The 24,522-nt window shown below is 70.3% G+C and carries 19 protein-coding genes and 5 pseudogenes; 14 read left to right on the top strand and 10 right to left on the bottom strand.

What is annotated here, in order from left to right; all coding sequences use genetic code 11:
• Positions 1–178: 178 nt before the first annotated feature.
• Positions 179–682, top strand: coding sequence for a hypothetical protein (locus AB0N14_RS37165; protein ID WP_366030134.1), 504 nt, complete (start codon positions 179–181; stop codon positions 680–682).
• Between the two features lie 98 nt (positions 683–780).
• Here AB0N14_RS37165 and AB0N14_RS37160 read toward each other — a convergent pair.
• Positions 781–1,025: pseudogene (locus AB0N14_RS37160) on the bottom strand (hypothetical protein).
• 1,265 nt (positions 1,026–2,290) lie between these two features.
• On the opposite strand from AB0N14_RS37160, the gene AB0N14_RS37155 reads away from it, so the two are divergent.
• Entirely contained in the window at positions 2,291–2,920 is a 630-nt protein-coding gene (locus AB0N14_RS37155) for a hemolysin III family protein (RefSeq protein ID WP_366030135.1), read from the top strand.
• 149 nt (positions 2,921–3,069) lie between these two features.
• On the opposite strand, the gene AB0N14_RS37150 is transcribed toward AB0N14_RS37155, so the two are convergent.
• From AB0N14_RS37150 to AB0N14_RS37140, 3 genes and pseudogenes are all read right to left on the bottom strand, one after another.
• Positions 3,070–3,378 carry an SCO5918 family protein gene (locus AB0N14_RS37150; RefSeq protein ID WP_366030133.1) on the bottom strand — a complete coding sequence of 103 codons (309 nt, stop codon included), beginning with the start codon at positions 3,376–3,378 and terminating at the stop codon, positions 3,070–3,072.
• A 49-nt stretch (positions 3,379–3,427) separates the two neighbouring features.
• Positions 3,428–3,832, bottom strand: coding sequence for a CBS domain-containing protein (locus AB0N14_RS37145; protein ID WP_366030131.1), 405 nt, complete (start codon positions 3,830–3,832; stop codon positions 3,428–3,430).
• Between the two features lie 47 nt (positions 3,833–3,879).
• Positions 3,880–4,422 (bottom strand): annotated as a pseudogene (locus AB0N14_RS37140) (C-terminal helicase domain-containing protein); the annotation flags it as partial.
• Positions 4,423–5,095: 673 nt separating this feature from the next.
• Between AB0N14_RS37140 and AB0N14_RS37135 the strand changes: the two are divergent.
• The 7 genes and pseudogenes from AB0N14_RS37135 to AB0N14_RS37105 all read left to right on the top strand — a co-directional run bounded on the left by AB0N14_RS37135 (position 5,096) and on the right by AB0N14_RS37105 (position 11,621).
• Positions 5,096–5,428: a MerR family transcriptional regulator gene (locus tag AB0N14_RS37135; protein ID WP_366030130.1), complete on the top strand. Its 333-nt coding sequence runs from the start codon at positions 5,096–5,098 to the stop codon at positions 5,426–5,428.
• 242 nt (positions 5,429–5,670) lie between these two features.
• Positions 5,671–6,247: pseudogene (locus AB0N14_RS37130) on the top strand (hemolysin III family protein).
• A 181-nt stretch (positions 6,248–6,428) separates the two neighbouring features.
• Positions 6,429–7,217 carry a class I SAM-dependent methyltransferase gene (locus tag AB0N14_RS37125; RefSeq protein ID WP_366030129.1) on the top strand — a complete coding sequence of 263 codons (789 nt, stop codon included), beginning with the start codon at positions 6,429–6,431 and terminating at the stop codon, positions 7,215–7,217.
• A gap of 544 nt (positions 7,218–7,761) precedes the next feature.
• The gene (locus AB0N14_RS37120) at positions 7,762–8,664 is read left to right on the top strand and encodes a DUF6192 family protein (protein ID WP_366030128.1); all 903 of its coding nucleotides are present in this window, start codon (positions 7,762–7,764) and stop codon (positions 8,662–8,664) included.
• A 3-nt stretch (positions 8,665–8,667) separates the two neighbouring features.
• The gene (locus AB0N14_RS37115) at positions 8,668–9,078 is read left to right on the top strand and encodes a RacP protein (RefSeq protein ID WP_366030127.1); all 411 of its coding nucleotides are present in this window, start codon (positions 8,668–8,670) and stop codon (positions 9,076–9,078) included.
• Positions 9,079–9,154: 76 nt separating this feature from the next.
• Positions 9,155–10,012, top strand: coding sequence for an IS5 family transposase (locus tag AB0N14_RS37110; RefSeq protein WP_366030126.1), 858 nt, complete (start codon positions 9,155–9,157; stop codon positions 10,010–10,012).
• A gap of 381 nt (positions 10,013–10,393) precedes the next feature.
• Positions 10,394–11,621, top strand: a pseudogene (locus tag AB0N14_RS37105) (PP2C family protein-serine/threonine phosphatase).
• 236 nt (positions 11,622–11,857) lie between these two features.
• On the opposite strand, the gene AB0N14_RS37100 reads toward AB0N14_RS37105, so the two are convergent.
• Positions 11,858–12,010 carry a hypothetical protein gene (locus AB0N14_RS37100; RefSeq protein WP_366030125.1) on the bottom strand — a complete coding sequence of 51 codons (153 nt, stop codon included), beginning with the start codon at positions 12,008–12,010 and terminating at the stop codon, positions 11,858–11,860.
• Positions 12,011–12,119: 109 nt separating this feature from the next.
• Between AB0N14_RS37100 and AB0N14_RS37095 the strand changes: the two genes are divergently transcribed.
• The 5 genes from AB0N14_RS37095 to AB0N14_RS37075 all read left to right on the top strand — a co-directional run bounded on the left by AB0N14_RS37095 (position 12,120) and on the right by AB0N14_RS37075 (position 17,476).
• Positions 12,120–12,371, top strand: coding sequence for a hypothetical protein (locus AB0N14_RS37095; RefSeq protein ID WP_366030124.1), 252 nt, complete (start codon positions 12,120–12,122; stop codon positions 12,369–12,371).
• Between the two features lie 226 nt (positions 12,372–12,597).
• Positions 12,598–13,827 (top strand): AAA family ATPase, encoded by a 1,230-nt coding sequence (locus AB0N14_RS37090; RefSeq protein WP_366030123.1) that lies wholly within the window; start codon positions 12,598–12,600, stop codon positions 13,825–13,827.
• Positions 13,828–13,917: 90 nt separating this feature from the next.
• Positions 13,918–15,609 (top strand): Mu transposase C-terminal domain-containing protein, encoded by a 1,692-nt coding sequence (locus AB0N14_RS37085; protein WP_366030121.1) that lies wholly within the window; start codon positions 13,918–13,920, stop codon positions 15,607–15,609.
• Entirely contained in the window at positions 15,606–16,352 is a 747-nt protein-coding gene (locus AB0N14_RS37080; RefSeq protein WP_366030120.1) for an ATP-binding protein, read from the top strand. Before AB0N14_RS37085 ends, AB0N14_RS37080 begins: the two co-directional genes overlap by 4 nt.
• An 11-nt stretch (positions 16,353–16,363) precedes the next feature.
• A complete protein-coding gene (locus AB0N14_RS37075) occupies positions 16,364–17,476 on the top strand; it encodes a hypothetical protein (RefSeq protein ID WP_366030119.1) in 1,113 nt (370 codons plus the stop codon).
• A gap of 31 nt (positions 17,477–17,507) precedes the next feature.
• Here the strand turns inward: AB0N14_RS37075 and AB0N14_RS37070 are convergent, their stop codons facing one another.
• From AB0N14_RS37070 to AB0N14_RS37050, 5 genes and pseudogenes are all read right to left on the bottom strand, one after another.
• A complete protein-coding gene (locus tag AB0N14_RS37070) occupies positions 17,508–17,711 on the bottom strand; it encodes a hypothetical protein (protein WP_014668659.1) in 204 nt (67 codons plus the stop codon).
• A 201-nt stretch (positions 17,712–17,912) separates the two neighbouring features.
• A pseudogene (locus AB0N14_RS37065) lies at positions 17,913–18,065 on the bottom strand (XRE family transcriptional regulator); the annotation flags it as partial.
• A 429-nt stretch (positions 18,066–18,494) separates the two neighbouring features.
• Positions 18,495–20,498 carry a PE-PGRS family protein gene (locus tag AB0N14_RS37060; RefSeq protein ID WP_366030118.1) on the bottom strand — a complete coding sequence of 668 codons (2,004 nt, stop codon included), beginning with the start codon at positions 20,496–20,498 and terminating at the stop codon, positions 18,495–18,497.
• 232 nt (positions 20,499–20,730) lie between these two features.
• Complete coding sequence (locus AB0N14_RS37055; protein WP_366030117.1) at positions 20,731–23,409, bottom strand: Helicase associated domain protein; 2,679 nt, start codon at positions 23,407–23,409, stop codon at positions 20,731–20,733.
• A gap of 37 nt (positions 23,410–23,446) precedes the next feature.
• A complete protein-coding gene (locus AB0N14_RS37050) occupies positions 23,447–23,914 on the bottom strand; it encodes a hypothetical protein (RefSeq protein WP_366030116.1) in 468 nt (155 codons plus the stop codon).
• Positions 23,915–24,522 lie beyond the last annotated feature (608 nt).

Raw genomic sequence — 24,522 nt, 5'->3', positions numbered from 1 at the left:
CCGCGACGACATCCACGAAGCCTTCCTCAGCCTGGCCTGCGGCATCATCTGCTGGCGCCGACTGGTCAACCTCTCACTTTGTTAGGAGTTCTTAGGCGACCTCGACGGGCACCGGCCCGCGCTCCTAGCTGTCCACGACGCCGTCGATGACGGCACCGCCTACCGGGCGGAGCTGTCGGTGCGCGTCGACCAGCCGGTCCTGTCCGACGATCCGATCCTCCAGCACGACCTTCAGCTGCCGGACTCCTGGTGGGCCGACCTCGCCGGGACCCTGGAGAAGGTGTCGGCCGTCGACACCGACCGCGTTGCCGTACGACAGCAGTACATGGACCGGGCGATCCCCCAGTTTGTAGGCCTCCTGGCACCCACCGCCATCTGCTGGACCACCGCCCACTCCGACGTGCACTGGGCGAACCTCACCGAGCCCCTGAGGCTCCTGGACTGGGAGGGATGGGGGCGCGCACCGGAGGGGTTCGACGCCGCCACGCTCTACGCCTACACGCTGCTCCAGCCGGACACCGCCGCCCACGTCCGCGCTGTCTTCCCGATCCTGGGCAGTCCGGCCGGCCTCGCTGCCGAAGCGACCGTGTGCGCCCAGTTGCTCCAGACCGTGGCCCGCGGAGACAACCTGGTCCTCGAGGACCGACTCCGGGACTGGTCCGAGGAACTCCGCCGGCGCTGACGGCAAGGGGCCGCAGTCCGAGCTGGTTGCCGCGGCTGGTTCTCGGATGCGGCGGGAGCTTCGGCGGCCGACGCTGGAGGCATGAGGGGGGGCAGTGATCAGCCTGCCCAGCCGATGTCGCGGACCTCGATCGCTCCGGCGTGCGGCATGTACTGGATCCAGCATCGCCGGCCGAAGGCCTCCCGGATCTCCTCCACGGAGCCGGGTCACGCACATCGGGCCAGGCCCGCGGATCCCTCCGCGCTACCTCCACGAGCGCCATCACCTCCTGGCGGGCCCGGTCGTCGGGCAGCTGCGCCATGACCTCCACCGCCAGTTCCTCCACCACCACGCCGTACCGCATTCCGCACACCCCCGTGTGATCGACTCGGGCAGCAGCGTACGGAGGAACCGCTGATCGCGTTCCGGCCTGTGGATAACCCGGGTCATGGGCAGCCTGGGCGAGCGGCCGGCCCTGCCGTGAGCGAGGCCGGAACGACAGAGCCTCCGGGCCCAACCGGCCCCGGAGGCTTGTCCCTTGCTCCGCAGTCCCGTCAACGTACGGGGCCTGTCGGCGTCATGCCGCGGCGGCCTGCTTCGCCAGCGCCGCGAGCGGGGAGCGCCGGCCTTTGGGAACCGCGCGCAGCTGCTCCCAGGTCGACCTCGGGGTGGGCGGGGACGATCGCGTCGACGGAGGCCGTGGTGTAGAGCGCGACGTCCTTGCCGGCACCGTGCTGCTGGGTCCGTCAGATGGCAGGTGATCCCATGCTGTCTGCGACCCAGGGCTGTCCTCCGTCTGGGCGAGGGTCCTCGTCTTCTGGTCAGCATCCCTTTAACGTGGGCGGCAGCCGCCGAAGGGAGGCGTCATGTCGGACGGTCCGACGGGCCCGTTGGGTACGGCAATGCGGGAGGTCACGTTCCCGGACCAGTCTCGCGGGATCATCTTGGTGCGGGCGGGGACACCGCAGGACGAGGCCGAGGCAATGGCCGCCCGTGTGTGGGCCGAGATGCCGGAAGTTTGACCTGCAGGAAATGAGCCGTCGGCCATGGACTGGAACCAGCCGTACGGAGTCCGCGCCCGGTGCATGGCGCCGTCTGTACGCGTCGATCGCCTGGGGGCACGGTAGCGGTCTCTGCGACGAGGTCGAGGACACAGGGCGAGGGACGCACGCCGCGCCGTGTTCCGCAGCCTGGTGCGCCTGCTGGCTGTCCACGAGAACCACCGAGGGGGAAGCCGTCCACGTCTTGCCCGGCGCGCGTTGCCGGGTGGAGTGCAGGTGGTGAAGGACTGGCTCGCCGAAGGCGGCCGGGGAGACCTCGTGGGTCAGCCGACTTGCACGGCTTTCACTGACCCAGCGGTGGCAGGTGGCCGGGGGCGCCGCTTTCTTGATGGCAGCACTCGTCCCGCCTGGCGATGGCGGTCTGGCGGTGGGAGCTCGACCTTCGGCAAGGCTGTTTCGGGCAGGCTTCTAGCATGATCGGATGGTTTTCGATGATGCCCATAGGACCGAGACAGCACGGGGAGGTGTGGCGGGGGAGGTCGTAGCCGGTCTCCCCGGCGGATCACACCGTGGCGATGCCGGGGCGAACTCTCGTCGTGTTGCCGACCTGGCCGGGTGGGCGGCGGACCTGGTCGAGCCGGTCAAGCCGAAGCTGCGTGGCTGGCTCCACGCCGCGATGGTCCCTGCCTCGCTGAGTGCCGGCATCGTCCTGGTCTGCCTGGCCCGGACGCCGGCGACCTGGGCCTGCGCCGTGTACGCCGTGACTGCCTGGCTGCTGTTCGGAACGAGCGCCGTCTACCATCTGGGCACCTGGGGGCCACTGGGCGAGGCCGTTCTGCGGCGTCTTGACCACGCCAACATCTTCCTGATCATCGCGGGAACCTGCACGCCTTTGGCCGTGCTCCTTTCCCCTGACCGGCAGGCTCTGCTGCTGTGGATCGAGTGGACGGGCGCGCTGGCCGGCATCGCCTTTCGTGTCTTGTGGGTCAGCGCTCCCCGCTGGCTGTACACCCCCTGCTACCTGGCCCTGGGATGGGCACCGGTGCGTTACCTGCCCGACTTCCTGCACACCGGCGGAGCGGCCGTAGTCACCCTGATAGTGACCGGTGGTCTCCTCTACAGCGCGGGAGCGGTGGTGTACGCCGTCCAGCGCCCCAACCCCTCGCCCCGCTGGTTCGGCTTCCACGAGGTGTTCCACGCTCTGACCGTGGCAGCCTTCACCGTGCACTACATAGCCATCTCCCTCGCTGTTTACTGACCCCAGTAACAGGAATCGCCCCTGCGTCACGGGGCTGTCGCCCCCACTCGCGCACCGGCCGGAGAGTGTGGCATGCAGTGAGGGCCCGACCGGCGCGCCGGTCGGGCCCTCACTGCTGTTCTGGTGTCAGCGCGCGCCTGTCGCGGCGGTCAGCCGGACAGGGGGGCGCCGAGCATCGCGGAAGCCCGCTGCAACGGACTTTCGATGCGCGCGGCGGCGGCCTTGGGCAGGGTGCGGCAGGTGAAGCCGAGCAGGGCCATGGCCCTCAGGACCTCGCCGGCGCTGAAATCGCGGCGGTCCTGGCGGGTGATGACCTGGCCGACCTGCTTGACGGGGTAGTGACGGCGTCCGATGATCACGGACTCGCCGGTGACCGGTTCGGGTTTGACGCCCTTCATCGATTCCAGCACGCCGCTCTTGGTCAGGTCGAACGGGAAGCGGGCAATGACACAGCGCATGATGCCTCACAGGCAGGAGAGGAAACGGGGCTGACCGCCGTCCAGCGGTTCAGCGGGAGAGAGCGAGGACGCCCAGGGCGCTACCGTGGTCGCCGACCACGGGCACCAGCCCGAGCCGCCCGAAAGGCACCGCTTCCTCGGCTTCTTCCCTCGTGACCAACGGTGAGACGAAGAGCTCGCTGCCGTCGGTGATGTCACCCAGGCGGAGCCGGTCGGTGTATCCGGAGCTGTCCCGGACGGCGGTGAGTCGGGCCTGGGTGACCAGGCCGACGCACCGGGCGTCTTCGTCGCAGACGACCAGATGCTCCGCACGGGCGGCGGCCATCACGGACAGCGCCACCTCGACGGTCATGTCGTACCAGACCTGCGGCCCGGCCGCGTCCATGACGTCGATCACCGTGCCGTGCAATGGGCGAGCGCTTACGGAGCGATCTTGCAACTGTCCAAGCGTCAAAGGGTGCCTCCTGCGCAGACGGGCGGGGTTCCGGACCAACGGCGGTTCTAGGCGGCCGCACCGGCCGTGGACTGGAGTGCGGGGGCACGCCGGGGCACCGAGGCGGGGCGGCGTCGGCCGCGAGAGGTGGCACCACGCTTCTTGGGGCGTTCGGCCACCGGGGCGGTGATGACGACCGGGATGCCGGTCGGTGCCTGGGCTCCGGTGATCCGGCTGAGGGCCTTGTCGCCCGAGCTGACCTGGGTGGTCTGCGGCCGGATCCCGGCGTCCGACATGAGGCGGACCATGCCGCGACGCTGGCTCGGTGTGACGAGCGTGACGACGCTGCCGGACTCACCGGCGCGGGCCGTGCGGCCGCCGCGGTGGAGGTAGTCCTTGTGGTCGGTCGGCGGATCGACGTTGACGACGAGGTCGAGGTTGTCGACGTGGATGCCGCGCGCCGCGACGTTGGTCGCCACCAGCACCGTGACGTGTCCGGCCTTGAACTGCGCCAGGGTGCGGGTGCGCTGCGGCTGGGACTTGCCGCCGTGCAGGGCCGCGGCCCGTACCCCGCTGTTGAGCAGGTCCTGCGTCAGCCTGTCGACAGCGTGGTTTCTCTCGTAGCCAGAGAGACAGCAGGGCTTGGCAGACACGAACTGCCGGGCAGCAGTATGTAGTTGCCGTGTGCGGGGCGGTGCGGTGGTGGAGTTCCGGAGCCAGGGTTGCAGGACGGTGACGGGACTGACGACCGGACCGGGTGGCCCGCAGTGATCAGGGGCCGCCGTGAGCAGTACCGCAGTGGCAGTACCCGCAAGTGAAGTCCGCAGTACCCAGCAGTGCAGTCAGTGAGCGGTACCTCGGTGAAGGCGTCGGCTGTGGACGCGCGCACCGGGAGGTTCGGCAGTGGGGTTCTAAGCCAGAGCAGACGCAGGACGGGCGACGGGGCTGGCTGCCGAAAGAGTGGCGCTGTGACAGGCCACGGAGCAGGTCGCATCACCAGCAGTACGCAGTAAAGCAGTACCAGCATTGAGGGAAGGAACGGAGGAATTGGGCGCCATCAGGATCGCCCGGGCGGCTTGTTGAGTCCGGGTACCGCAGGACATCGATAGTGAGGTGGTCTCCGGTCGAGCAACCGCGATCCCAGCATCCCCGACAGCATTCCGGTCGGGCGTGCGCAGACAGAAGGCCGGCGCAGAAGTAGGGCCGGCAGATGGTGTAGCAGTTCCTTCGGGCCCTGGCGCCGTACGGCGCCAGGGCCCTCCAGGCGTTTTACAGAGAGGTCAGATGACAGCAGACGACACCTTCAGCCGACTCGACGACGACGATTATCCCGCCTACACCATGGGCCGGGCCGCTGACATGCTCGGCACCACCCAGAGCTTCCTGCGCGCCATCGGCGAACACCGCCTGATCACCCCGCTGCGCTCCGAGGGCGGACACCGCCGCTACTCCCGCTACCAGTTGCGCATCGCCGCCCGCGCTCGGGAACTCGTCGATCAGGGAACCCCGATCGAGGCCGCGTGCCGCATCATCGCCCTCGAGGACCAGCTCGAGGAAGCCCAGCGCATCAACGCCGAACACCGCCGCAGTGCAGCCCTGCACACAGCCGCCACCTGATATGCGGTCCGCGATGCCCCGCCCGACCGCACAGTTCCGCCATTTCAAGAATATGAGCGCATGATCGCCGAAGGCACTGAGCCACCGTCCCACGGACGGGAGCCCCAGCCCGGCGGGGCAACCCGCCCGACACCCTGCATATCCCGGCTATGGAGGCGTCTCCCGTCGCAACAGGCCGGCTGACTGCCGCCACCAGCCTGGAAGGCAGGGTGGAGCGGGCGGCGGCTGCGCTGAAGCCGCGGATGCGCGGCTGGCTGCACGCCGGCGTCTTCCCCCTGGCGCTGGCCGGCGGGATCGTCCTGGTCGCCGTTTCGCGTACGGGCGCGGCGGTGGCGGCCTGCGCGGTGTACGCGGTGTCGGCCTGCCTGCTGTTCGGTACCAGCGCGGTCTACCACCGCGGAACGTGGGGTCCGCGCGGGGAAGCGGTGCTGCGGCGGCTGGACCACGCGAACATCTTCCTGATCATCTCGGGCACCTACACACCGCTGGCGGTACTGCTGCTGCCCGAAGGCCAGCAGAGGGTGCTGCTGACGGTGGTGTGGGCGGGTGCGCTGGCCGGGATCGCCTTCCGCGTCCTGTGGATCGGGGCGCCCCGCTGGCTGACACGCCGTGTTACATCGCGTTGGGCTGGGTGGCCGTCTTCAATCTGCCCGACTTCGCGCGCACCGGCGGTGTCGGCGCCGTCGTCCTCGTCATCGCCGGCGGTCTGCTCTACACCGGGGGCGCCGTCGTCTATGGACTCAAGCGACCCGACCCGACCCGTCACCGGCCTGGTTCGGCTTCCACGAGGTCTTTCACGCCCTGAGAAGCTGTGTCTGAGCCTGGCATGACAGAGAACTGGGGCTCCGACCTGGGCAGTTCGCGAGAGTTTCTTTGGTGCTGCGCCCTGGTCGGGGACATGGGATGGTCGCGGGACCGGGACCAGTTTTGTCTTCTGCTGGTAGCGATCAGCGTGCTGGGGAGCTGTCCTGATCGGCCTGCCCTTGTCAGGGTGAGGGGCATGACTGTGGGTTTCAGTGGTGAGGTCGCTGAGTACTACGCGAAGTACCGTCGTGGCTACCCGCCTCCGGTTATCGAGGCTCTGCGGGAAGCCTTCGCGCTGGATGCTGACGATGTCGTGCTGGACCTGGGATGTGGTACTGGTCAGCTCGCTCTCCCGCTCGCTTCCCGGGTTCGTTCCGTCATCGGCATGGACCCGGAACCGGACATGCTGCGGCTCGCTGGGGAAACGGCCGCGGGGCAGGGCGTGCGCAACGTGACCTGGGTGCTGGGCGCCGACCGTGACGTCCCCGCGGTGGGGGCGCTGGTGGGGCAGAAATCCCTGGCGATGACGGTGATCGGGCAGGCACTGCACTGGATGCGGCACGAGGAGCTTTTCCGCGCGTTGGTGCCGCTGTTCCGAGCGGGCGGGGGTACCGCCGTGGTAGCCAACGGCGCACCCTTGTGGCTGCAGGATTGTGCCTGGTCACGCGCTCTGCGGGCCTGTCTTGAGGATCACTTCGGCACGAGGCTGGAGGCAACGTGCGGGACCAGTGCGCCTGACCGGCGTCGATACGCGGAAGCGCTCCGGGCCGCAGGGTTCACTGAGGTGCGGGAAACGGTGATCGATTACAGTGCTGAGCTGAGCTTCGACGAGCTCATCGGCGGTGTCTATTCCGCGATCCCCGCAGATGAGCTTCCCAAGCCAGACGATCGGCTGGCGTTTGCCGAGCGGATTCGCCGGTCGCTGCCACCTGGCCCGTATCTCGAAAGTGTCCAGGTCTGCGTACTCGTGGGCCGGGTGACGTGATGGGGCCGGGTCCCTCGCCGGACAAGGCAACCGTTCGTATGGTGGCGGCATGGGCAGGGACGGTGTTCCCAGGCTGCGGCTGGTCGTGGTCGCGGACGACGACTTGGGGCCGCGGCTGTGTCGCGGATGCGGTGGTCCGCTGATGCCGGCGGCGAAGGCGACGGCGGTGTTCTGTTCATCCGTCTGTCGGTCGCGCCACTGGCGGCGGATGCGGCGGGCACGGGCGAGGACCGAGGCGGTGAAGGCCGACGTGACGGCCAGTTGTCCGGAGTGCGGGAAGCCCTGGACCGTCGGCGTCGACCATCCTGTCTCGGCAAGGTACTGCTCTCCCCGCTGCCGCAAACGGTCCTGGCACAGGCGGCGCACGCAGCAGCCCGGGGTGTGAGGCCGCGCAGCTGGCGGGCACAGGGCTGCTCCACGCGCCGGGGCCGCACGCCCTTTCCAGCGGCCGGAGGCCGCCGGATGGTGCGAAGTGACGGGCTTCCAGGGCAAGTTGACGGCATAGACAGGATGCCGAACCCGGGCCCGTGGAGGTGGTGTCCGGATGCCCGCGATGATCGGCAGTGTGACCCGGGACCGCTACGACGAGCTGGTCAAGCAGGGCCGGGACTGGGTCGCCACGATGAGCGGCGCCCAGTGGCGGCTCGGGGATGCGGCCCTGGAGATCGAGCCGATGCGCCCGTATGGGGGTGCGAACCCGCCCGGGAAAGACGACCTGTTCACCGTCAGCGAGGCCATCCGCATGTTCGCCGAAGACCTCGGCCTGGCCTATACGACGGTCCGCAGCTACCGGTGGGTGTCCTCCCGCTGGCCGAAGGAGTGCCGGCAAGCGAACGTCTCGCACGCCATCCACAAGGTCCTGGCCAGCGTCCCCGATGAGCAGGAGCGGTTCGAGGCGGTCAACAACCCCCCGCCCAACCCGCGCGGAGGCCCCGCGAGGTGGACGCACGACAGCGCGAAGCGGGTGGTGGGCTGGAAGGTCGACTCCCCGGAGAGCGTCCAGGAGAAGGTGGAGGCGATCCATGACCTGGCCAGTGACGACGCGGTCGCGGCGGTGGTGACCACCGACTTCCTGCGCCGTCCGGCGGTCGCCTCGAAGGCCATGGCCGACGACACCGCCCGGCACGCCGTGAACGAGGCCCAGTTCGACCGGTTCCGCCAGCAGGCCCAGTTCGTGCACGAGGAAGCCGCCCCGCAGCTGCAGCGCATGGAGCACAGCACGCAGTTCATGGACCTGGTCGCGGCCTGCGCGCAGTTCGTGGCCACGGCCGGAAGGATCGTGCCGAACCTGCGCGGCGAGCACTACGACGACGGCGAGCGGGAGACCATCGGACGCGGGCTTTCGCGGGTACGCGCCGCGGCGGACTGGATCGAGAACGCCGTCACCCGCGGCGAGGTCGACCTCGACGAGCAGCTTCAGAAGCTGCTGAAGGGCTCGGGTGAGTAGGCGATGGGGCGGGGAGTCCCCGCTCACGTCCACGCCGAAGCGATCCTCAGCGCCCTGCAGGAAGCCCGTCCCGCCGGCCTGAACATCGGCCAACTGACGTCTGCCACCGAACGCACCCGCGCGCAGGTCCACACCGGGCTCACGCATCTGCGCAAGGTCGCGGCGGCCAAGGGCCTGCCGCCCCTGACCTGGGACAGGAAATGGGGATACCGGCTGCTGGAGGACGCGCCGGAGGTGTGGATCGGCTACGAACGGGCGTTCTTCGAGACCGTCCACCACCGGGTGGCCAACTTCATCGCCGGGACCCTCCTTCCGCACCAGAAGAAGACCCCGGGCGACCCCTACGTCCGCACCGTCATGGCGCAGATGGGTGCGATCGAGTCCACCCTTCAGCTCCTGGCCAACCTGGAGTGAACCGAGACACGAGAGGCAACGGGCCGCGACCGCCCCCGCAGTTGGCCCCATCTTCCGGTCGCGGCCCGGCACCGTCATGCTTCTGCCCCGCTACCACTACCCCTCCGACACAAGTGACCTCGAATGGGCCCTGCTCAAGGACCTTCTCCCGACTCCCGCCTGCCAGACCCCGAAGGGCGGTGCCCCGGAGAAGTGGCCTCGGCGCCGCGTGGTCGATGCGATCCGCTACATCACCGACAACGGGGCGAAGTGGAGGGCGCTGCCCGCCGACTTCGGCATCCCGTGGCGCACCGTGTTCGGCTACTTCGCCCGCTGGGCGAAGGCCAGCGTCCTCAAGCGGATCCTCGACCAGCTCCGCCGCCGGCTGCGGCTGCGCCGACGGCGCTGTCCCTGGCCGGTCCGGGTGATCGTGGACTCCCAGTCCGTCAAAGGTGCGGAGACCGTGTCGAACGCGACGCGCGGATACGACGCCAACAAGCACATCAACGGCCGGAAGCGACATCTCCTGGTTGACCAGGACGGCCTGCTGGTCGACCTGCTCGTCACCCCCGCCGACGTCCAGGACCGCGACGCGGCCCGCATCCTGCTCACCCGCCTCCACGCAGAACACCCCGAAATCGTCCTGGTCTGGGCGGACAACGGCTACGGAGGCGAGGAGTTCAGCACCTGGGCCCAGGACACCCTGGGCATCACGATCAAGGTCGTCCCCCGCCCCAAGGACGCCAAGGGCTTCGTCCTGCTGCCGAAGAGGTGGGTGGTGGAACGGAGCAACTCGTGGACGATGCGGGCCCGCCGAAACGCCAGGGACTACGAACGCCTGATGTCCCACGCCGAAGCCCACATCCAGTGGGCCTTCATCACCCTCATGTCCCGCCGCCTGGCCCGCCCCCGCCGCCAGGCCGAGGCGTTGCCGACCACACCCGCAGCCGCCTGAAAACCAAAGCGCTGCCAGTGCCGTTCGGAACGACGACCATCGACGCCCAACCGAACGCCAAGCGGGATCACTACGATCCTCCACGCCTCTGTGACCTGCGAAAAGAGGATGTGACACAGCTTCTGACCATCGCAGCCTTCGCCGCGCACTACGCGGCCATCCTCCTGGCAGCCACCTAGTAACGGTGTTTTGAGGGGCAGAAGTCGGGCTCGTTGGTGCAATGTGACCTGTCCGGGTACCGGGATCGGTACTGATTTCCCGCGCCACTGGGCGAAGTTCTGAGCGGCATCGGGCAATGGAGGAGTCGCTGTGACTGTAGGAGGGCCGGATGGTGGGCGGGTCTCTCGGCTTCCCGGGGGCGGGAGTGGCCGAGGCAGGGCGATGACGTTGGCGGGGACGTTGGAGGCGGCGGAGGCCGCGGCGCCAGTGGAGTCGGTCGATGTGGTCGCGCGCCTGCTCCAGGAACGCCTCGGAGCGGTGTCGGTGTCGTTCCTGATCACCGACTTCACCGGCAGTTCGGTCGTACGGCTGGGGGTGGCGGGCAGCGTTGACACCGACGAACCCGCCCGGCGGATCACGCTGCGGGGCACCCTGTACGACGATGTGATCCGCACCCAGCGGCCGGGCGTGGAGGACGAGGGCGAGGGCGCTCTGGTGCGGATCGTGGCCCCGGTGACCAACCGCGGGGACGCCATCGGGCTCCTCGAACTGTTCCTGCCGGCGGCGCCCGACGCGGAGGTGATGCGGGAGATCGGCGAGACCGCGCACGCGCTGGCGTACATCGTCATCGCCAACCGGTCCTTCACCGACGTGTACCAGTGGGGCCGCCGGACCAAGCCCCTGAACCTGGCCGCAGAGATCCAGCACCGGCTGCTCCCGGCGTCGCTGGCGTGCGAGGCGGCGCAGTTCGCGGTGGCCGGGGCGCTGGAGCCGGCCGACCACGTCGGGGGTGACACCTTCGACTACGCGATCGACCGGGACACCGTCCAGCTCTCCGTCACCGATGCCATGGGTCACGATGTCGAGGCCGCGCTACTGGCCACCCTCGCGGTGGGCGCCCTGCGCCGGGCACGGCGGGCCGGTGCCGATCTCGCCGAACAGGCCCGCCAGGCCGACCAGGCCATGCGCGAGCACGGCCACAAGGGCTACGTCACCGGCCAGCTCCTGCGTATCAGCCTGATCGACGGCAGGACCGAGTTCATCAACGCTGGGCACCCCTGGCCGCTGCGGATGCGGGACGGCCAGGTGCGGGAGATCACTCCGGCTGTCGACATGCCGTTCGGCTTCGACGCCCCTCATACCTACCAGGTCCAGTCGCTGGACCTGCGTCCGGGGGACCGGCTGGTGATGCTGACCGACGGCATGCTGGAGCACAACGCAGGCAGCCTCAACCTGCCCGACCTGATCGTGCGCACCCGCCCGCGAGGCCGCCCGCACCATCATCGCGGCGATCGTCGACGCCAACGACGGCCACCTGCAGGACGACGCGACCGTCATGTGCCTGGACTGGCACGGCACCAACCACTTCCAGCGGGACGCCGCCACCGGCGCCGACCTCACCGACGCCTCACAAGCGTCAGGGACGGCACGGACCACTCCCGGGCAGTGACCCTGGGCGTTTGGTGGCGACCGGCCAAGCAGCGAGAGGCCCTTGCTGGACTTGTGGGGCGTTGCGCGTCGGCCCGGCCGACGCGCAACGCCGCCGTCAGAAGGCGGGAACCCTCCAACGGCGGGGAACCGCATCGCCGCATGCCCCTCGTTCGGCAGCACAGCGCACGCAGTGCCTTGCTTGTTGTGCGGGTGTGGCGGGCGAGCGGAGGCCTGCGGACCAGGAAGGCCAGGCCATTATCCGGCGGGTGCAGTTGGCGGCCCGTACGGGGCGAGACAGGTGCGGCGCGCGCTGAGGAACCGAGCCGAGGCCGCCCTGGCCCGGCGCCTGAGCAGCAGGTCGACGGTGTGCCTTATGTGCTCGGCCAGGATCTCCTGCGGCTCCACCAAGACGCCGATCGTGCAGGCCCTTCACGGCCGGGGTCCGCTCCCGGCCGCCGCCGGCGCGGGCCTGCGGGTGATGGCGTCGGCCCCGCTGCACGGCGGGGAGCTCCCCGGCATGGTCGACGAGGAGCTCGCCGACCTCATCCGGCCGGGCCTGACCCCCGCACAGGCGTGCGTCCTCGCCGTCGCGTCATGCCCAGGAGTGACAAACGTCCTTCTCGCCGCCTCCGGTGCGCCACACTGGAGTCAGGCGGCCGACGCCGTCGCTCAACCCTCCCTGACCGCTGCGATGTGCCGGTTTGGTGTCGGTGGGTGGGTGTCAGTGACGGCATATCAGGGCTGGGTGTTTTCGATGGTCGGGTGTTGAGGACGGGCGGGGTCACTGTCGTGGGGCGGTTTCTGTAGCGGTGTGGCTGTCGTGGGGAGGTACACCCCGCTCCGCTCCACTGTCTTGAGAACGGCACTTCTGATCCTTCCGAGGACTGCGCGGCTGCACGGTGGTCCGTGTCGGTCTTGCACAGGCGGAAGGGGGCGGGGTGGGGGAGCCGGGCGCGTGGGGTGAGGTCACGGCGGGGCTGAGGGTGTCCAGACCGGTGCTGGTTGCGCGGCTGCTGGAGCTCGAGGCGGCCGGGGCGTTGACCTTGGCGCATGTGCGTGCGGGCGCCCAGGTCGGCGGGGTGAATGTGCGCACGGTGTGGCGCTGGCTGGATGCGGCGCGGACCGAGGGCCGCGTCGAGCGCAGGCCGCGGGCCCGGCTGGAGTTGTCCGACCAGGCGTGGGAGGTGCTGGCGCAGGCGGGCGGGAACGTTGCGGCGCTGCACCGGCATCTGAAGGCGGCCGGGGGCGAGGTGCCCTCGCTGGCGTCGTTGCACCGGGTGGTGCGCCGGGACCTTCAGGCCGGCAGGGTCCTGCCGGACCGCGCGGTGGCGCGGCGGGAGCGGGAAGAACAGCAAACGCGGCAGGCACTGGCTGACCTCGCCCTGGCCGGACCGAGTGAGGCAGGCGCGGCGAAAGTGGCTGCGCGCCGGCTGCCGCGTCTCGCACCAGAGGCGACCGGGAGCCTGCCGGTGGGGGAGAACGGTGCGCTGGCAGGTGTGGCGGCGTTGCCGGCGGGAGCGCAGCTGGTGCGGACGTCGTCGGTGCGGTCGGTGGCCGAGGCGGTCGGGCAGGCGATGGCGACCCAGGGTGCGGTGTGTGTGTTCGGCGACCCGGGCCGGGGCAAGACCGCCGCCGTGCGGATGGCGCTCCACGCAGTGCCTCCGGGCTGGAAGGTGACGTGGGTGCCGGTAGCGGTGCGCCCGTCGGTGGCCGGTATGAGGCGTGCGGTATTCGACGCGCTGGCGCTGGCGGGCCGCTTCCCGCACACGTCGGCGCTGGCCGACGCCGCGGTCACGGGGGCCTTGAGTGAGGCGCGGGTGCTGGTGGTCGATGAGGCACAGCGCCTGCCCGTGCCGTGTCTGGAGTACTTGCAGGGCCTGTGGGATCACCCCGGCACACGGATCACGCTGGTGTTGTGCGGGGCGGGCAGCGAGCGGGCGCTGTCCCGGCTGCCGCAGCTGGCATCGCGGATTGGCGCGTGGCAGGAGGTTCCACGCTTGACCGGAGCGGAAGTGGCGACCGTGGTGACCGGCTTCCATCCGCTGTGGCGCACCGTCCCGGCCCCGGACCTGACGTGGATCGACCGGTCGTGCGCGCACGGCACGTTCCGCACGTGGGCCGCTTTGACGGCGCACCTGCAGAACGCGCTGCTCACCACCGCTGACGCATCCATCGACCGGGCCTTGCTGAGGCGGCTGTTTAAGCGGGTCGCGCCGCCCCTGTGAACGGAGCGCTCCTGCAAGCAACGGGGGGCGATCGCATGCTCCCGGCCACCGGCAAGCACACGATGTCCCGCCCGCGTGAGGGGAGCTGACTTGAAGGACGGTGACGCCATCCGCCCAGACGGCGGACTGCCTGCGGCGTCGAGGACGGCGCTGCGCGGTCCGGCCGTGCGGCGGCTGCTCGCACTGCGGGCAGGGAAGAAGCTGACAGCAGTCCATGTACGGGTGGCCGCGGACGCGCTTGGAGTGTCGGAGCGCACGGTGTGGCGCTGGCTGGCCGCCGCTCAGAGCGATGAGAGAGCGGCCGCCAACCCCGGCGCACGCTCCCGGGTCGATGCAAGGTTCACGGTCACGCCCGAGGTCCGTGGACTGTTGGCGCTGTGGAAGGGGAACGTGCGGGCGGTCCACCGCGAACTGGTCCTGCGTGCTGCCAGGCAGTGTCCGCCTGCAGACGCACCGTCGCTGACGACGTTGCACCGGGCGATCCGCCGTGATCTGACGCCGGGGGAGCGGGCCGGGCTTGCAGGTGGGGAGCGGGCGGCGCGCAAGCATGATGTGTTCCTGGCCCGGCCGCGGGGCTGGCGGAACCAGGTGTGGGAGACAGACCACATGCAGGCCCCGGTGCTGGTCGACGTCGAGGGCAAGGCCCGCAGGCCGTGGATCACCTGGTTCACCGACTGCGCGACGAACGCGGTCACCGGCGTCGCGGTCACGCCGGGGGATCCGTCGCGGGAGTCGGTGCTGGCCGCGCTGCGCTCCGCGGTCCTGCGTGAGGAACCCTACGGCCCGTTCGGCGGCGTGCCCGAGAAGGTACGGGTGGACCGTGGCAAGGACTTCCTGTCCCGGACGGTGACCGCCGCGTTCGATCTCCTGGACGTGACGGTGGAGGACCTGCCCGCCTACACCCCCCACCTCAAGGGCACCGTGGAGGGCCTGAACCGGGCGGTGGAGAGCATGTTCCTGGCCGCGCTGCCCGGCTACGCCCGCCAGCCGCGCCCCGGCAAACGCTCCTTCCGTCCAAAGGACGAAGTGCTGCTGGGCTTCGAGGACTTCACCACCCAGCTTCTGGCCTGGACGCTCTGGTGGAACACCGAGCACCGCCCGGCGCCGTTGCGGGGCAGGACTCCGCTTCAGGCGTGGCAGGACGATCCCACCCCGCTGCGGGACGTGCCGGCCGCGGATCTGTGGACGTTCACCCTGGAGGACGCCGGTGCCCGCATGCTGACCACCCGCGGCATTCGCTTCAGGAAACGCGACTACGTGGGTCCGTGGATGACCGGCCAGGCCGGTATTCAGGTCCGTATCCGTTTCATGCCCCACCACGACCACCGCATCGAGGTCTACCACGCCGCCACTGGCCGCTACCTCGGTCCCGCGGACCTGGCCGATCAGGCCACCGAGGAACAGGTCAGTGCCGTACGGAAAACGCGGGCCGCCCGTGCGCGCCGCCTGAAGAAGGACCTGGAGGCCTCGCGGCGCGAGCGCTATGCCGCCGCTACCCAGGCCGAGCCCCCTCGGCGGCTCGGCGCGCTGACCACCGCGCAGGCCGAGGCCGAACTCGCTCAGACTGCTGAATCCGACCTCGCGCAGCTCGCGCTGCCGGACGTCATCCCGCACGCCGCACCCCCGGCCGACTGGCGCACCCCGCCCTCTCTGGCCGCGCTGACCACTCCGGCCCGCCCCGCCCCGCTCCCGCCAGGCCGTGACTTCGCCCCTGCAGTCCCCGACGGCCCGGCCGGACAGGCCGTACCCTTCACCACCGACGAAGACGGAGATGCCTCGTGACCGCGGCCACCTACCAGTACGTCGACCTGCCCGACGCATCCGTGGTCACCACCCGCGCCCTGCTCACCGCCCGCGAGAACATCGCCGACACCGTCGCTGCTCGCGCGATGATGTGCATCCACGGCGGCGCCGGTTTCGGCAAGACCCTCGCCGTCAACACTTGCCTGCGCGAACTCGAACCCGCCGGCGAGGACGTCCGCAAGATCACTTTCCGGGCCCGGCCCACCGCCCGCGCGGTGCGCTACGAGCTGTTCACCGCCCTCGACCTGGCCGGCGAGCCACCGCGCCACCCGAGCGAGTTCGACCGTCTGCTGAAGACGGCTCTGGCCGAACGCCCCCGCACCTTCCTTGTCGATGAGGCCCAGTGGCTCAACGGTGAGGCGTTCGAGTACTTCCGCTATCTGTGGGACGAGCCCTCCACCCAGCTCGCGATCATCTTCGTCGGTGGCGCGGGCTGCCACACTGTGCTGCGCCGCGAACCCATGCTGTCCTCCCGTGTCTTCATCTGGCAGCAGTTCACCCGACTCACACCCGACGAGGTCCTTGAGGTGATCCCGCTGTTCCACCCGGTCTGGGCCGACGCCGGCCCCGAGGACATCACGTTCGCCGACCAGCATGCCGCGCACGGCAACTTCCGGGCCTGGGCCCAGCTGACCGCCCACACCCGCACTGCCCTGGCACGCACCGGCCGCCCGCGCGTGGACCAGGAGCTGCTGCGCTGGGCCTTCAGCCGCCTCGCCTGACCACACCGTCCATGCCTCCTGCCTCGCCGCTGCCGTCCGTCACCGTGGTTCTCGACCATCACGACGACACGCTGCATACGCACACCGCTCTGGCCGCCCACCATCCGCCGTCCGGCCGGATCACCCTGCACCCCGGCCCGGGCACTACCAGCGAGGCCGGCCTCGCCCACGACCTTCTCGTCGCCCTGGGTAAACCGCCCCTGCTCCCGGGCTGCTTTCCCGGCGGCCGTCAGCCCGCCTGGGAAGCCGCCACGGCCTGGCTGACCGCTCTGCCCGTCACCAGGCTGACCGTCCTGCGCGCTCACCGCCTCACTGCCCGCCGCACGATGCGCCTTCTGCAGCTGCAGGCCCGCACCGGTATCCACCTGACCCTGGTCTGCCACCGCCCTCACCTTCCCGCCGCTCTGCACCAGGCTCTGCGGACGGCCGACTACTCCGTCACCGCCGACATCGAGGCTGCCCGCCGCCACTACTACGGCACGCCTATCGCCGAACCCCCGCCCCCAGACGAGCCCGCCGCGCCGGCCAGCCGGTGGCTCACCCTGCCCGCACTGGACCGCCTCGTCTCCTACGACAGCCCCCGCCCCTGCACCGCCCCGTGCACACCACCGCCGATCGCCTGGCGGCACCGCCCCCCACCCGTGCCTCTCACCGCGCCCACCGCCCAGCGAGTCGCCCACCGGCTGCACGCGGCGACCGCACACCCTCGCCTGGCCGCGGCCCTCGCCGCCGCACTGATCACCGGCGCCTCCCTCCAGCAACTCGCCACCGCCGGCCCCCGCGACTACGACGACGCCGCAGCCACGCTCGCCCTGCACGACCGCGCCCGCTACACCGACGGCTGCGCCGCCTACCCCGTACCACCCTGGGCCAGCGTCTTCCTGCGGGCCGCGGCCTGCTTCGCCCGGCTCGTATCTGGCGAGGACCAGGAACTGCTCGCCGCGCCAGGTGACCGCGGGCACCTGCTACGCATGGCAGAGACGGCCAGACTGCGCCCGCCCCAGCCGCCCACAGCCCGCCGCAACGGCCCCGTCGGCCGCATGGAGTGGGACTGGCGCGAGCGGCAGGAAGCCGAGAGGTACGAAGCGGTGCCGGCCAGTCGCGTCAGGCCCTCACGACGCTGACACACCCTGACTTTCGCTCGAAGGGGCAGGCTCATCCGATCGAGAAGTCGGCGAACTCGACGTCGCTGAAAGCCACGTGCAGGCCGTGGGCCCGGCGGCCCCACTCGCGAAAGTAGGCGTGCCCCAGCGCACGGGCGAGTATCACCGTCTGCTGCTGCTCACCCGCACCGGCATCCCGAGCGGCGAACAGCTCCCGGGCTACCTCTCCCGGCAGGTCCTGGGTGATCCACCGCACCCGCGGATCGTCCGAGGACCCCGCAGGAGCCGCGAACCCGAATCGCGCACGGGTATGGAAGACGAAGCCCTCCGCCTCTGCCTGGGCACGCCGACGGGCCCGTACCCGGGGCTGCCACCGAGCCAGAACCGCTTCCTCGATCGCCCGGACCTGCAGCGGACCCGGCGGACGACGTGCCTCGGATCTCTTTGTCACCCACCGCTGCACAGTGCGCTGCGAGACCCCCAACACCGTGGCCACCTTCCGGGTGGAACCCTGGTGCGTCGCCAGCAGAAAACGTAGGCGGGACTCGGTGCTTGAGGGAATGGGCCGGGTGCGCAACGCGCGCTCCAGTCCCTGCCCGATTTGTCCCACGTCCGCCTCCCCAAGCGACCAGCTGGCAGGGCCGGCACCCCACGGTCCGTAGCGTCAGTTCTCCCGCATCGCTTGCCCCTGCCTGCCAGTTTCTGCATTCTCGGGACAGCGCCGGATGACGCAGGCTACGAGCCCCTTGGGGAGCACCGGCGACAAGCTGGCGGCGCGCGTCAGGACGGACCTCGCCGGCGCCCCGGGTGCTGTCCTTCGGTACCGCGAGTCCCACCAGGCATGAGGCGGAAGAGTCACGCCGGATGGAGGCCTGGACCGAATGGATGCCGCACACATCCAGGCCGTGTGATCCTACGGGGGCCGGGACTGCCAGGTGGAGCGGGAGAGGGACGTCGTGCCGGGCGAGGCCACACCACTTCCGTCACTGGTGAGACGCGTTGCAGGTCCGCCGCGATGCGCCGGAGGCATGACGGCTTTTTACGGTTCTGGTGTGACCGGGGCCGGGGGCTGGATCCGCTGGAGCATCTGTTCCATGACGGGGACGGGCAGGGCGGGGTGTCGGGCTGCGGTTTGTGCGGTGTCGGCGTCCCGCAGCAGCCGGATCAGCACGCGGGCGGGCAGCCTTGGATGCAGGGCGGCGGCGTAGCGGACACGTTCGTGCGGGTCGTCGAGCAGCCGGACCGCTGATGCGGGCGAAAGGCGTGGGTCGGACGCGGCCCGGTGCCGTACTTCCTCGTTGCTGTCCCGGCTGAACGTCTCCACCAGCTCTGGCGTGGACTCCGGGTCGTCCAAGGCCAGCTGGCGCATTCTGGCGTTCGGGTCGTTGGCGTAGCGCAGCAGGTCGCGGCGGGGGAAGTTGGGGTGGCCGTGAGGGCGGTCGGGGGTACTGAGGCTGCCGGTCCACCACTGCCACACCCGCAGGAGCATGTCAGCGGGCGCGTCGTCGCAGGATTCCGCGAGGAAGAGCTGGACGACGCGGTCGTCGTCGCGGGCGAGGCGTTCGACGACGTCCGCAGGGAGGTGCCGGGCTCGGGCAACGCTCCTGCGTATCAGGGGGTGAGGGGAGGCGGCCAGGCGGCGCATGGCGCCGGGATCCTTGTGCAGTGCCATGACCCAGCCGAGCGGGTAGTAGTGCCCGCGCGGGTCGAAGTCGATGGGGATGCCCGCCCGCTGCTCCTCGGTGATGTCGGCGCGTGTGGCCACCACGAAGCGGACGTTTTTGTCAGGGTCCTGGGCAAGAAGTCCGACCAGGTCCGGGTCCAGGTGCGGGTTGCCCGCGAGAGAGCAGCGTTGTGCCGGCTCGCCGTGGCGGGCCAGGTGTTCGGCGAGGCCGCGTTCGAGGCGGCAGGACTCCACTGCACGGTCCCGGACTCCTTCGGTCTCGAACACCGAGCGGGGCATCGGCTGCTTCCGGTGATGCAGCAACAGTGCCTCGACGCGCACTTTGCCGGAAGGGTCGCTCAGAAGCTTGCGCCGGGCCGGGCCGTCCAGATGAGGCCAGGCCCTTTGGCAGGCTGAGGCGCGTACAGAGGGATCGTCGTCGCCAGCCAGCGCGGTCAGTATTCGTACGGGCAGTCCGCGAAGGCGGGCTGTCTCTTCCCGGACCCGGACGGAAGGATCCGCGGCGAGCTGCTCGTAGGCGGTGTCGGTGAGCTCGGCGCGCCGGTCCGCCGCCAGCAGGGTGAGGATCCAGCGGGGCCGGGATTCCCGCTCGCCCAGGATCAGGCGAGTCCATTGCTCCGCTGTGAGGCCCGGCTGGGCTTCGGCCAGCAACTGCCGCACCTTCCCATCCGGGTGGATGATGGCCGCCTCGACGACCGCCGCAGGCAGACGCCGCCACAGGAGGAAGTGCGACACACCAAGGAGACGGGCACGCAGATCATCGGGGGTGGCCGGGTTGAGTGCCAGCCCGTGCGCCCACATCTCCTGCACCCTCTTGGAAGGTCCCGGCCCCTGAAACAGCGATGTCCAAGCGGTTGCCCGCTCCCGCGGGCTCTCCTGGGCCGCCGCCCGAGCGGCTGCCTCCTGCCGCTTGCGCAGGTGGTCCACGACGATCAGCCATACCTCGTCTTCTTCAGTGGTCACCCCCAGCAGGGTGTCCCCGTCCATCGAGAGGGTGACGAACTCCGGTTGCCCGGGCCGCTCACCCAAAACTCCGGCGAGGTTCCACTGCTCCGTGAGCTGCACCCGCGTCCAAGGCCTGGGCGCGCAGCCTGTCCAGTTGCCCGCGACGTCGATCAGGAAGACACCGTCCCCGCCGAAGATCCCGCTCTCGGTCCCGAGCCGGTGCCACTGCGCATTGAGCTCGGCGACCAGGTCCGCTCGGTCTGCCCTCACACTCACGGTCGGCCTGGCTTCTCCCGCGACGACCGGGCGCCACGCGGCCCGGGGCGGCATTACCTCCTCGGTCTTCCAGTCACCCGCGATGTGCAGCCCGGCGCGCCGCAGCAACTCCATCAGCTTGTCTTTCCCACCCGTCATGAGTGCTCATCCTGCCCGACCCTGATCCCTTCCCCTCCAACGGCGGATGGGTAGACACACCAACTAAGCGCAGATGCCGGTCCACTTGGCCGCCACCCCCTCGTGCAGTGGTTCGCCGCTGGTCTCGTTCGCCGCGTGCCGCAAAGGCCAACAGCAGAGCCGCGGGCCGCCCATTCGCCCGGTGGCGCCCGCGCATCTGATCCGCCGTGGGACTCTCCGCTGACGGTCGGTGTCACGCCCACTGCATGCCCAGCTCCCGTAGGGCGTTCAGCTGCTCCTGGGTGAGTTTGTCCCTCCTCGACTTGGTGTTGGAGATCCACACGCCCAGCTTGACGATCACCGGCTCCGTCGCGCCGTCGACCGTAATCTCTTCGCTGTGGCCGCGTGGTACCGGCCGGTCCGCGCCTTCTCGCTCGATCCACTGCGCGAGGGCTGCCAGGCCGCGTTGGAATGCCTGCTGGGCTTTGCTCGGGCCCTGCGCCGCGCGCTTGGCCGGGGCGGGGGCGGGTGATGGTGTCTGGGTGGGCTGCACGCCCAGCCGGGACAGTCGTTCCTGCTGCTCGGTCGACAGCTGTGCCCAGGCGCCCGGCTTGCACAGCTGCTGGAGCCATCGTCCGATGTCATCGCCGTCCATGAGTACGCCGGGCAGGATTTCGGGCAGGTGGCCGTCGGCGTCGACCAGGTCCGCGAGGACGCGGTAGTGCCGCTGCCAGTCCAGCGGCCACGGGCAGTCCCAGTCCGGGTCGATCTCCGTCAGCTGCGACGCGCGCACGGCGGCCCGCTCCGGGTCCTTGCCCAGGCCGTTCTTCGCGCCCTTCCGCCGGAGGTTGGCCATGTGCTGCCCGACCGGCACCATCGCCTCGCCCTCGCCCCACACCGCGTCCTGACGCGGCGCGAGGTGTCCGGTGGCCCGCCGGAACGACCGGAGCGCGGCGAGCTTGGCTTCCCACGCTTCCTCGCCCGGCTCCCAGACCATCCCGGCCTCCGGCGCGTCCAGGAGGACCTTGCGCCGGTCCTCCAGCTCACCCGCCCGCAGCGCCTTGCGCTGCTGGTGCACCCACCGCCCGAGGGGGAAGTCCTTCGTGACGCCGACCTCGACCTCAACGTCATACGGGACGGCGTAGACGCCGGTGATCTCGTTCTCTGCCCGCCAGCGGATGAGGGCCTGGTAGCCCTCCAGCCACACCAGCGACTCCGGCCGGTAGACCCGGGTGCGCAGGAACGCCGCGATCGTCGCCGCGTCGCGCGGAGAGGAGAAGTGCAGCAGCGCCGCTTCGGCAGCGGCCTGCGTGTCGTCCTGCTCCTGGTCCTCGCCGTCACCCTCCCCGCCGGCCCCGACGATCCGCCCGTCCTCGTCACGCCGGACGTGGACCTTGCGCTTGCCGCTGGTGAGGGCGCGGGAGGCGAGCTGCTCGACCAGGCGCTCATCGTGGCTGCGCAGGCCCTGGAGCACGGCCACGAGCGGCTTGAAGCTGGCGGAGGCGACCATGTCGGTCGGGTCCTCGCCGGGCTCCAGGAACACCGGCACGATGATCCTGGCCACCTTCGTGCTGCCGTCCTTGTTGAGCCTCAGCGCGCGGCCGATGTTCTGCACGATCTCCACCTGGGAGCCGCGGGTGTCCGCGAAGCAGACGGCCTCGACCCCCCGTTCGCCGGTGATGTCCACGCCCTCCCCGAGCACGCGAACGCTGGCGAGGAAGGCGCGGTGCACCCGGCGACCGGCGGCGTCGATGCCGTTGGCGAACTGCCTGATGACCTCGCGCCGCTCGGTCACGAGGTGGTCGCCGCACAGCCACGCCGACCACACGCGGTCCGGCGGGACGTGGCGGCCGGCCTCGAGTTCGTAGAACTCCGCGTCGATGGAGGACTTCGGCAGCTTGTCGGCGGCGGCCAGGTCGTCGTCGGTGGCGTCGTTGAGGTACAGCTCGGCAGCCGTCTCCGGCAGCTTCTCCGCGAACGCCGCCGCTTCCTCCACCTTCTGGTGGAACGTCATGACCGTACGCAGGTTGTACGCGGCGGCGTGCTCCAAGAGCGCGGTCTGCAGGAGCGCCAGGCGCCGGCCGCGCCGCGCCTCCTCAGACTCCCCGAGCACGGGGAAGGGGTCGCGGATCTCCAGGACGTCGATCTCGAACCCCGCGAGGATCTCGCGCTCGATCGCCTCCGAGAGTCCGAGCTCGGCGAGCCACGCGCCGTAGGTGCCCTCCGGGTCATCGGCCATGGACGCGATCTCCGCCTCCTGGCCCTCCGCGCCCTTACGCGGGCGGGCCGCGGCGAGGATGCGCGGCGTGGCGGTCAGGTAGAGCCGGAAGTCCGCCGGGATACGGGCGTTGTCGTGGATCGCCGCCCACGGCCGCCCAAGATCACCAGCGGTGCCGTGAGCCTCATCGACGATCGCGAGGTCGAACGGGGCCATGCGCTGGCCGTAGAGCCGCTCCCCGCCCGCCAGAGCGGCCTCCAGCGGCCCGCGGACCTTCCGCTGGCCCTCGGGTGCGTCGATGTCCTCGCGGTCCACCAAGGAGGCGTACGTGGCGAACACGACCACCGGCCCGGACCCCGCCCACAGGGCGAGCTGGATCGGGTTGGTGGTGGTCCGCACTCCCAGTTCCTTCAGCACCGGATCGTTCTCCAGCGAGCACACCGCCACCATCGGGGACCGGTGGCCCACCAGCCGCCACGCCTGGGCGGTCTGCGCGAGCAGGTCCAGGGTGGGGATGGTCACGAGGATCCGGCCGTCCGCGAACGACTCCAGCGCGCACGCGGCGGCCGTGATCGTCTTGCCCGAGCCGGTCGCTGACACGATCGTGCCCCGGGCACCTTGCGGGGGCACAGATGACCTTGCGGGGAATCCCACCCACTTGCGAAACGCGGAGCGCTGATCTACCTGGTGTTCCTTGAGCTGAATCGCTGACATTTCCTTGCCTCCCCGAGTGGTCAGTTCATGTGGTTTTTCAGAGGGCTACGTGCGGCATACAGGCCGCGCCCGAGTCGTTCCAGATCGACGCATCCGCCTTGTGCCAGCCGCCGGGCTTTCCGTCCCTGAAGGGCGGCTTGTCGTCCGGGTCGTAGTGCCCGGCATCGAGCGTGCAGACGATGACGTCTCCGTCTGCGTTCCGCGTCCGCGCCGCGCACAGACCGCCGGCCTCGCCCAACGCCTCCAGCACCCGGCGCCGCGCCGTGGTGTGCGGGTGGGTACGCGGCAGCACGCTCTCCCGGACGAACCTTTCCAGCCGCACCAGGTCGGTCCGCTCACGCTGCCTCACGTCCGCGAGATCTACAGCCAGTTCAGCGGCCCCGACCGACCGGCCGCCGCGCCGGGACCACTCCCGGTCCGCGATGCCCACCAGGGCCTCGCTCACGGCCGTCACACCGTCATCCCAGCCGCCCGCGAACACCTCACCCCGCGAGGCCGGCGCCATGCCGTCCCGGCCACCAGGTCGTCCGCCCCGCTCGCAGGCACGCCCTGCGCCTCCAGGAGCGCGAACACCTTCAACCGGTCGTTCACACCTGCCGTCTGGTACTGCGTCACCCGGTGCAGAGAATCGCTGCTCAGCGCGGTATCGGGCCCGGTAGATTCGTGGTGACCGGTCATCTACGGTCGTTCCTCTCGGAATTCCGGGGAGGTTCCCGGGTGGTTGGGGGGTGTCCCGCGTTTCCACCAACAGTACATGCACTGAATCAACCTGATGCAGCCACTACACTGGAATCCACGCGAACGAGCGACCCCCATCTCGCAGCCAGCCCGGCCCGCGCCAGCGGGCCCCAACGGTTCTGGAGGCGCAGCCGGAAGGACCGTCAAGCGGGGAGCGCAGCGGACCCGCCCAAGGTCTGGAGCGAAGCGGAAGACCCCTGTAAGGGCGCAGCCCTTACAGCTCCGGGAGCGCAGCGGACGGAGCGTCAATCTGCATGCGCAGCATGCAGATTGCGCGAGACGCGCAGCGTCTCGCCAGCGCTCCCGCGGAGCGGGAGCGCAACAACCGTGCGCAGCACGGTTGTTCGCTTGCATATCGCTGCGCGATATGCAAGC

Origin of the sequence: Streptomyces sp. NPDC051104 (assembly GCF_040682835.1) — a bacterium.
Taxonomy (GTDB): Bacteria; Actinomycetota; Actinomycetes; order Streptomycetales; family Streptomycetaceae; genus Streptomyces; species Streptomyces cynarae.
The sequence above is the reverse complement of the archived record's forward strand: the minus strand, read 5'-3'. Positions and strand labels throughout refer to the sequence as shown.

Coding starts and splice junctions, on each gene's coding strand:
- AB0N14_RS37150 (WP_366030133.1), bottom strand. CDS start 3,378: ATGCGCTGTGTCATTGCCCGCTTCCCGTTCGACCTGACCAAGAGCGGC.
- AB0N14_RS37135 (WP_366030130.1), top strand. CDS start 5,096: ATGACAGCAGACGACACCTTCAGCCGACTCGACGACGACGATTATCCC.
- AB0N14_RS37125 (WP_366030129.1), top strand. CDS start 6,429: ATGACTGTGGGTTTCAGTGGTGAGGTCGCTGAGTACTACGCGAAGTAC.
- AB0N14_RS37120 (WP_366030128.1), top strand. CDS start 7,762: ATGCCCGCGATGATCGGCAGTGTGACCCGGGACCGCTACGACGAGCTG.
- AB0N14_RS37115 (WP_366030127.1), top strand. CDS start 8,668: ATGGGGCGGGGAGTCCCCGCTCACGTCCACGCCGAAGCGATCCTCAGC.
- AB0N14_RS37110 (WP_366030126.1), top strand. CDS start 9,155: ATGCTTCTGCCCCGCTACCACTACCCCTCCGACACAAGTGACCTCGAA.
- AB0N14_RS37095 (WP_366030124.1), top strand. CDS start 12,120: ATGGTCGACGAGGAGCTCGCCGACCTCATCCGGCCGGGCCTGACCCCC.
- AB0N14_RS37075 (WP_366030119.1), top strand. CDS start 16,364: ATGCCTCCTGCCTCGCCGCTGCCGTCCGTCACCGTGGTTCTCGACCAT.
- AB0N14_RS37060 (WP_366030118.1), bottom strand. CDS start 20,498: ATGACGGGTGGGAAAGACAAGCTGATGGAGTTGCTGCGGCGCGCCGGG.
- AB0N14_RS37055 (WP_366030117.1), bottom strand. CDS start 23,409: ATGTCAGCGATTCAGCTCAAGGAACACCAGGTAGATCAGCGCTCCGCG.
- AB0N14_RS37050 (WP_366030116.1), bottom strand. CDS start 23,914: ATGGCGCCGGCCTCGCGGGGTGAGGTGTTCGCGGGCGGCTGGGATGAC.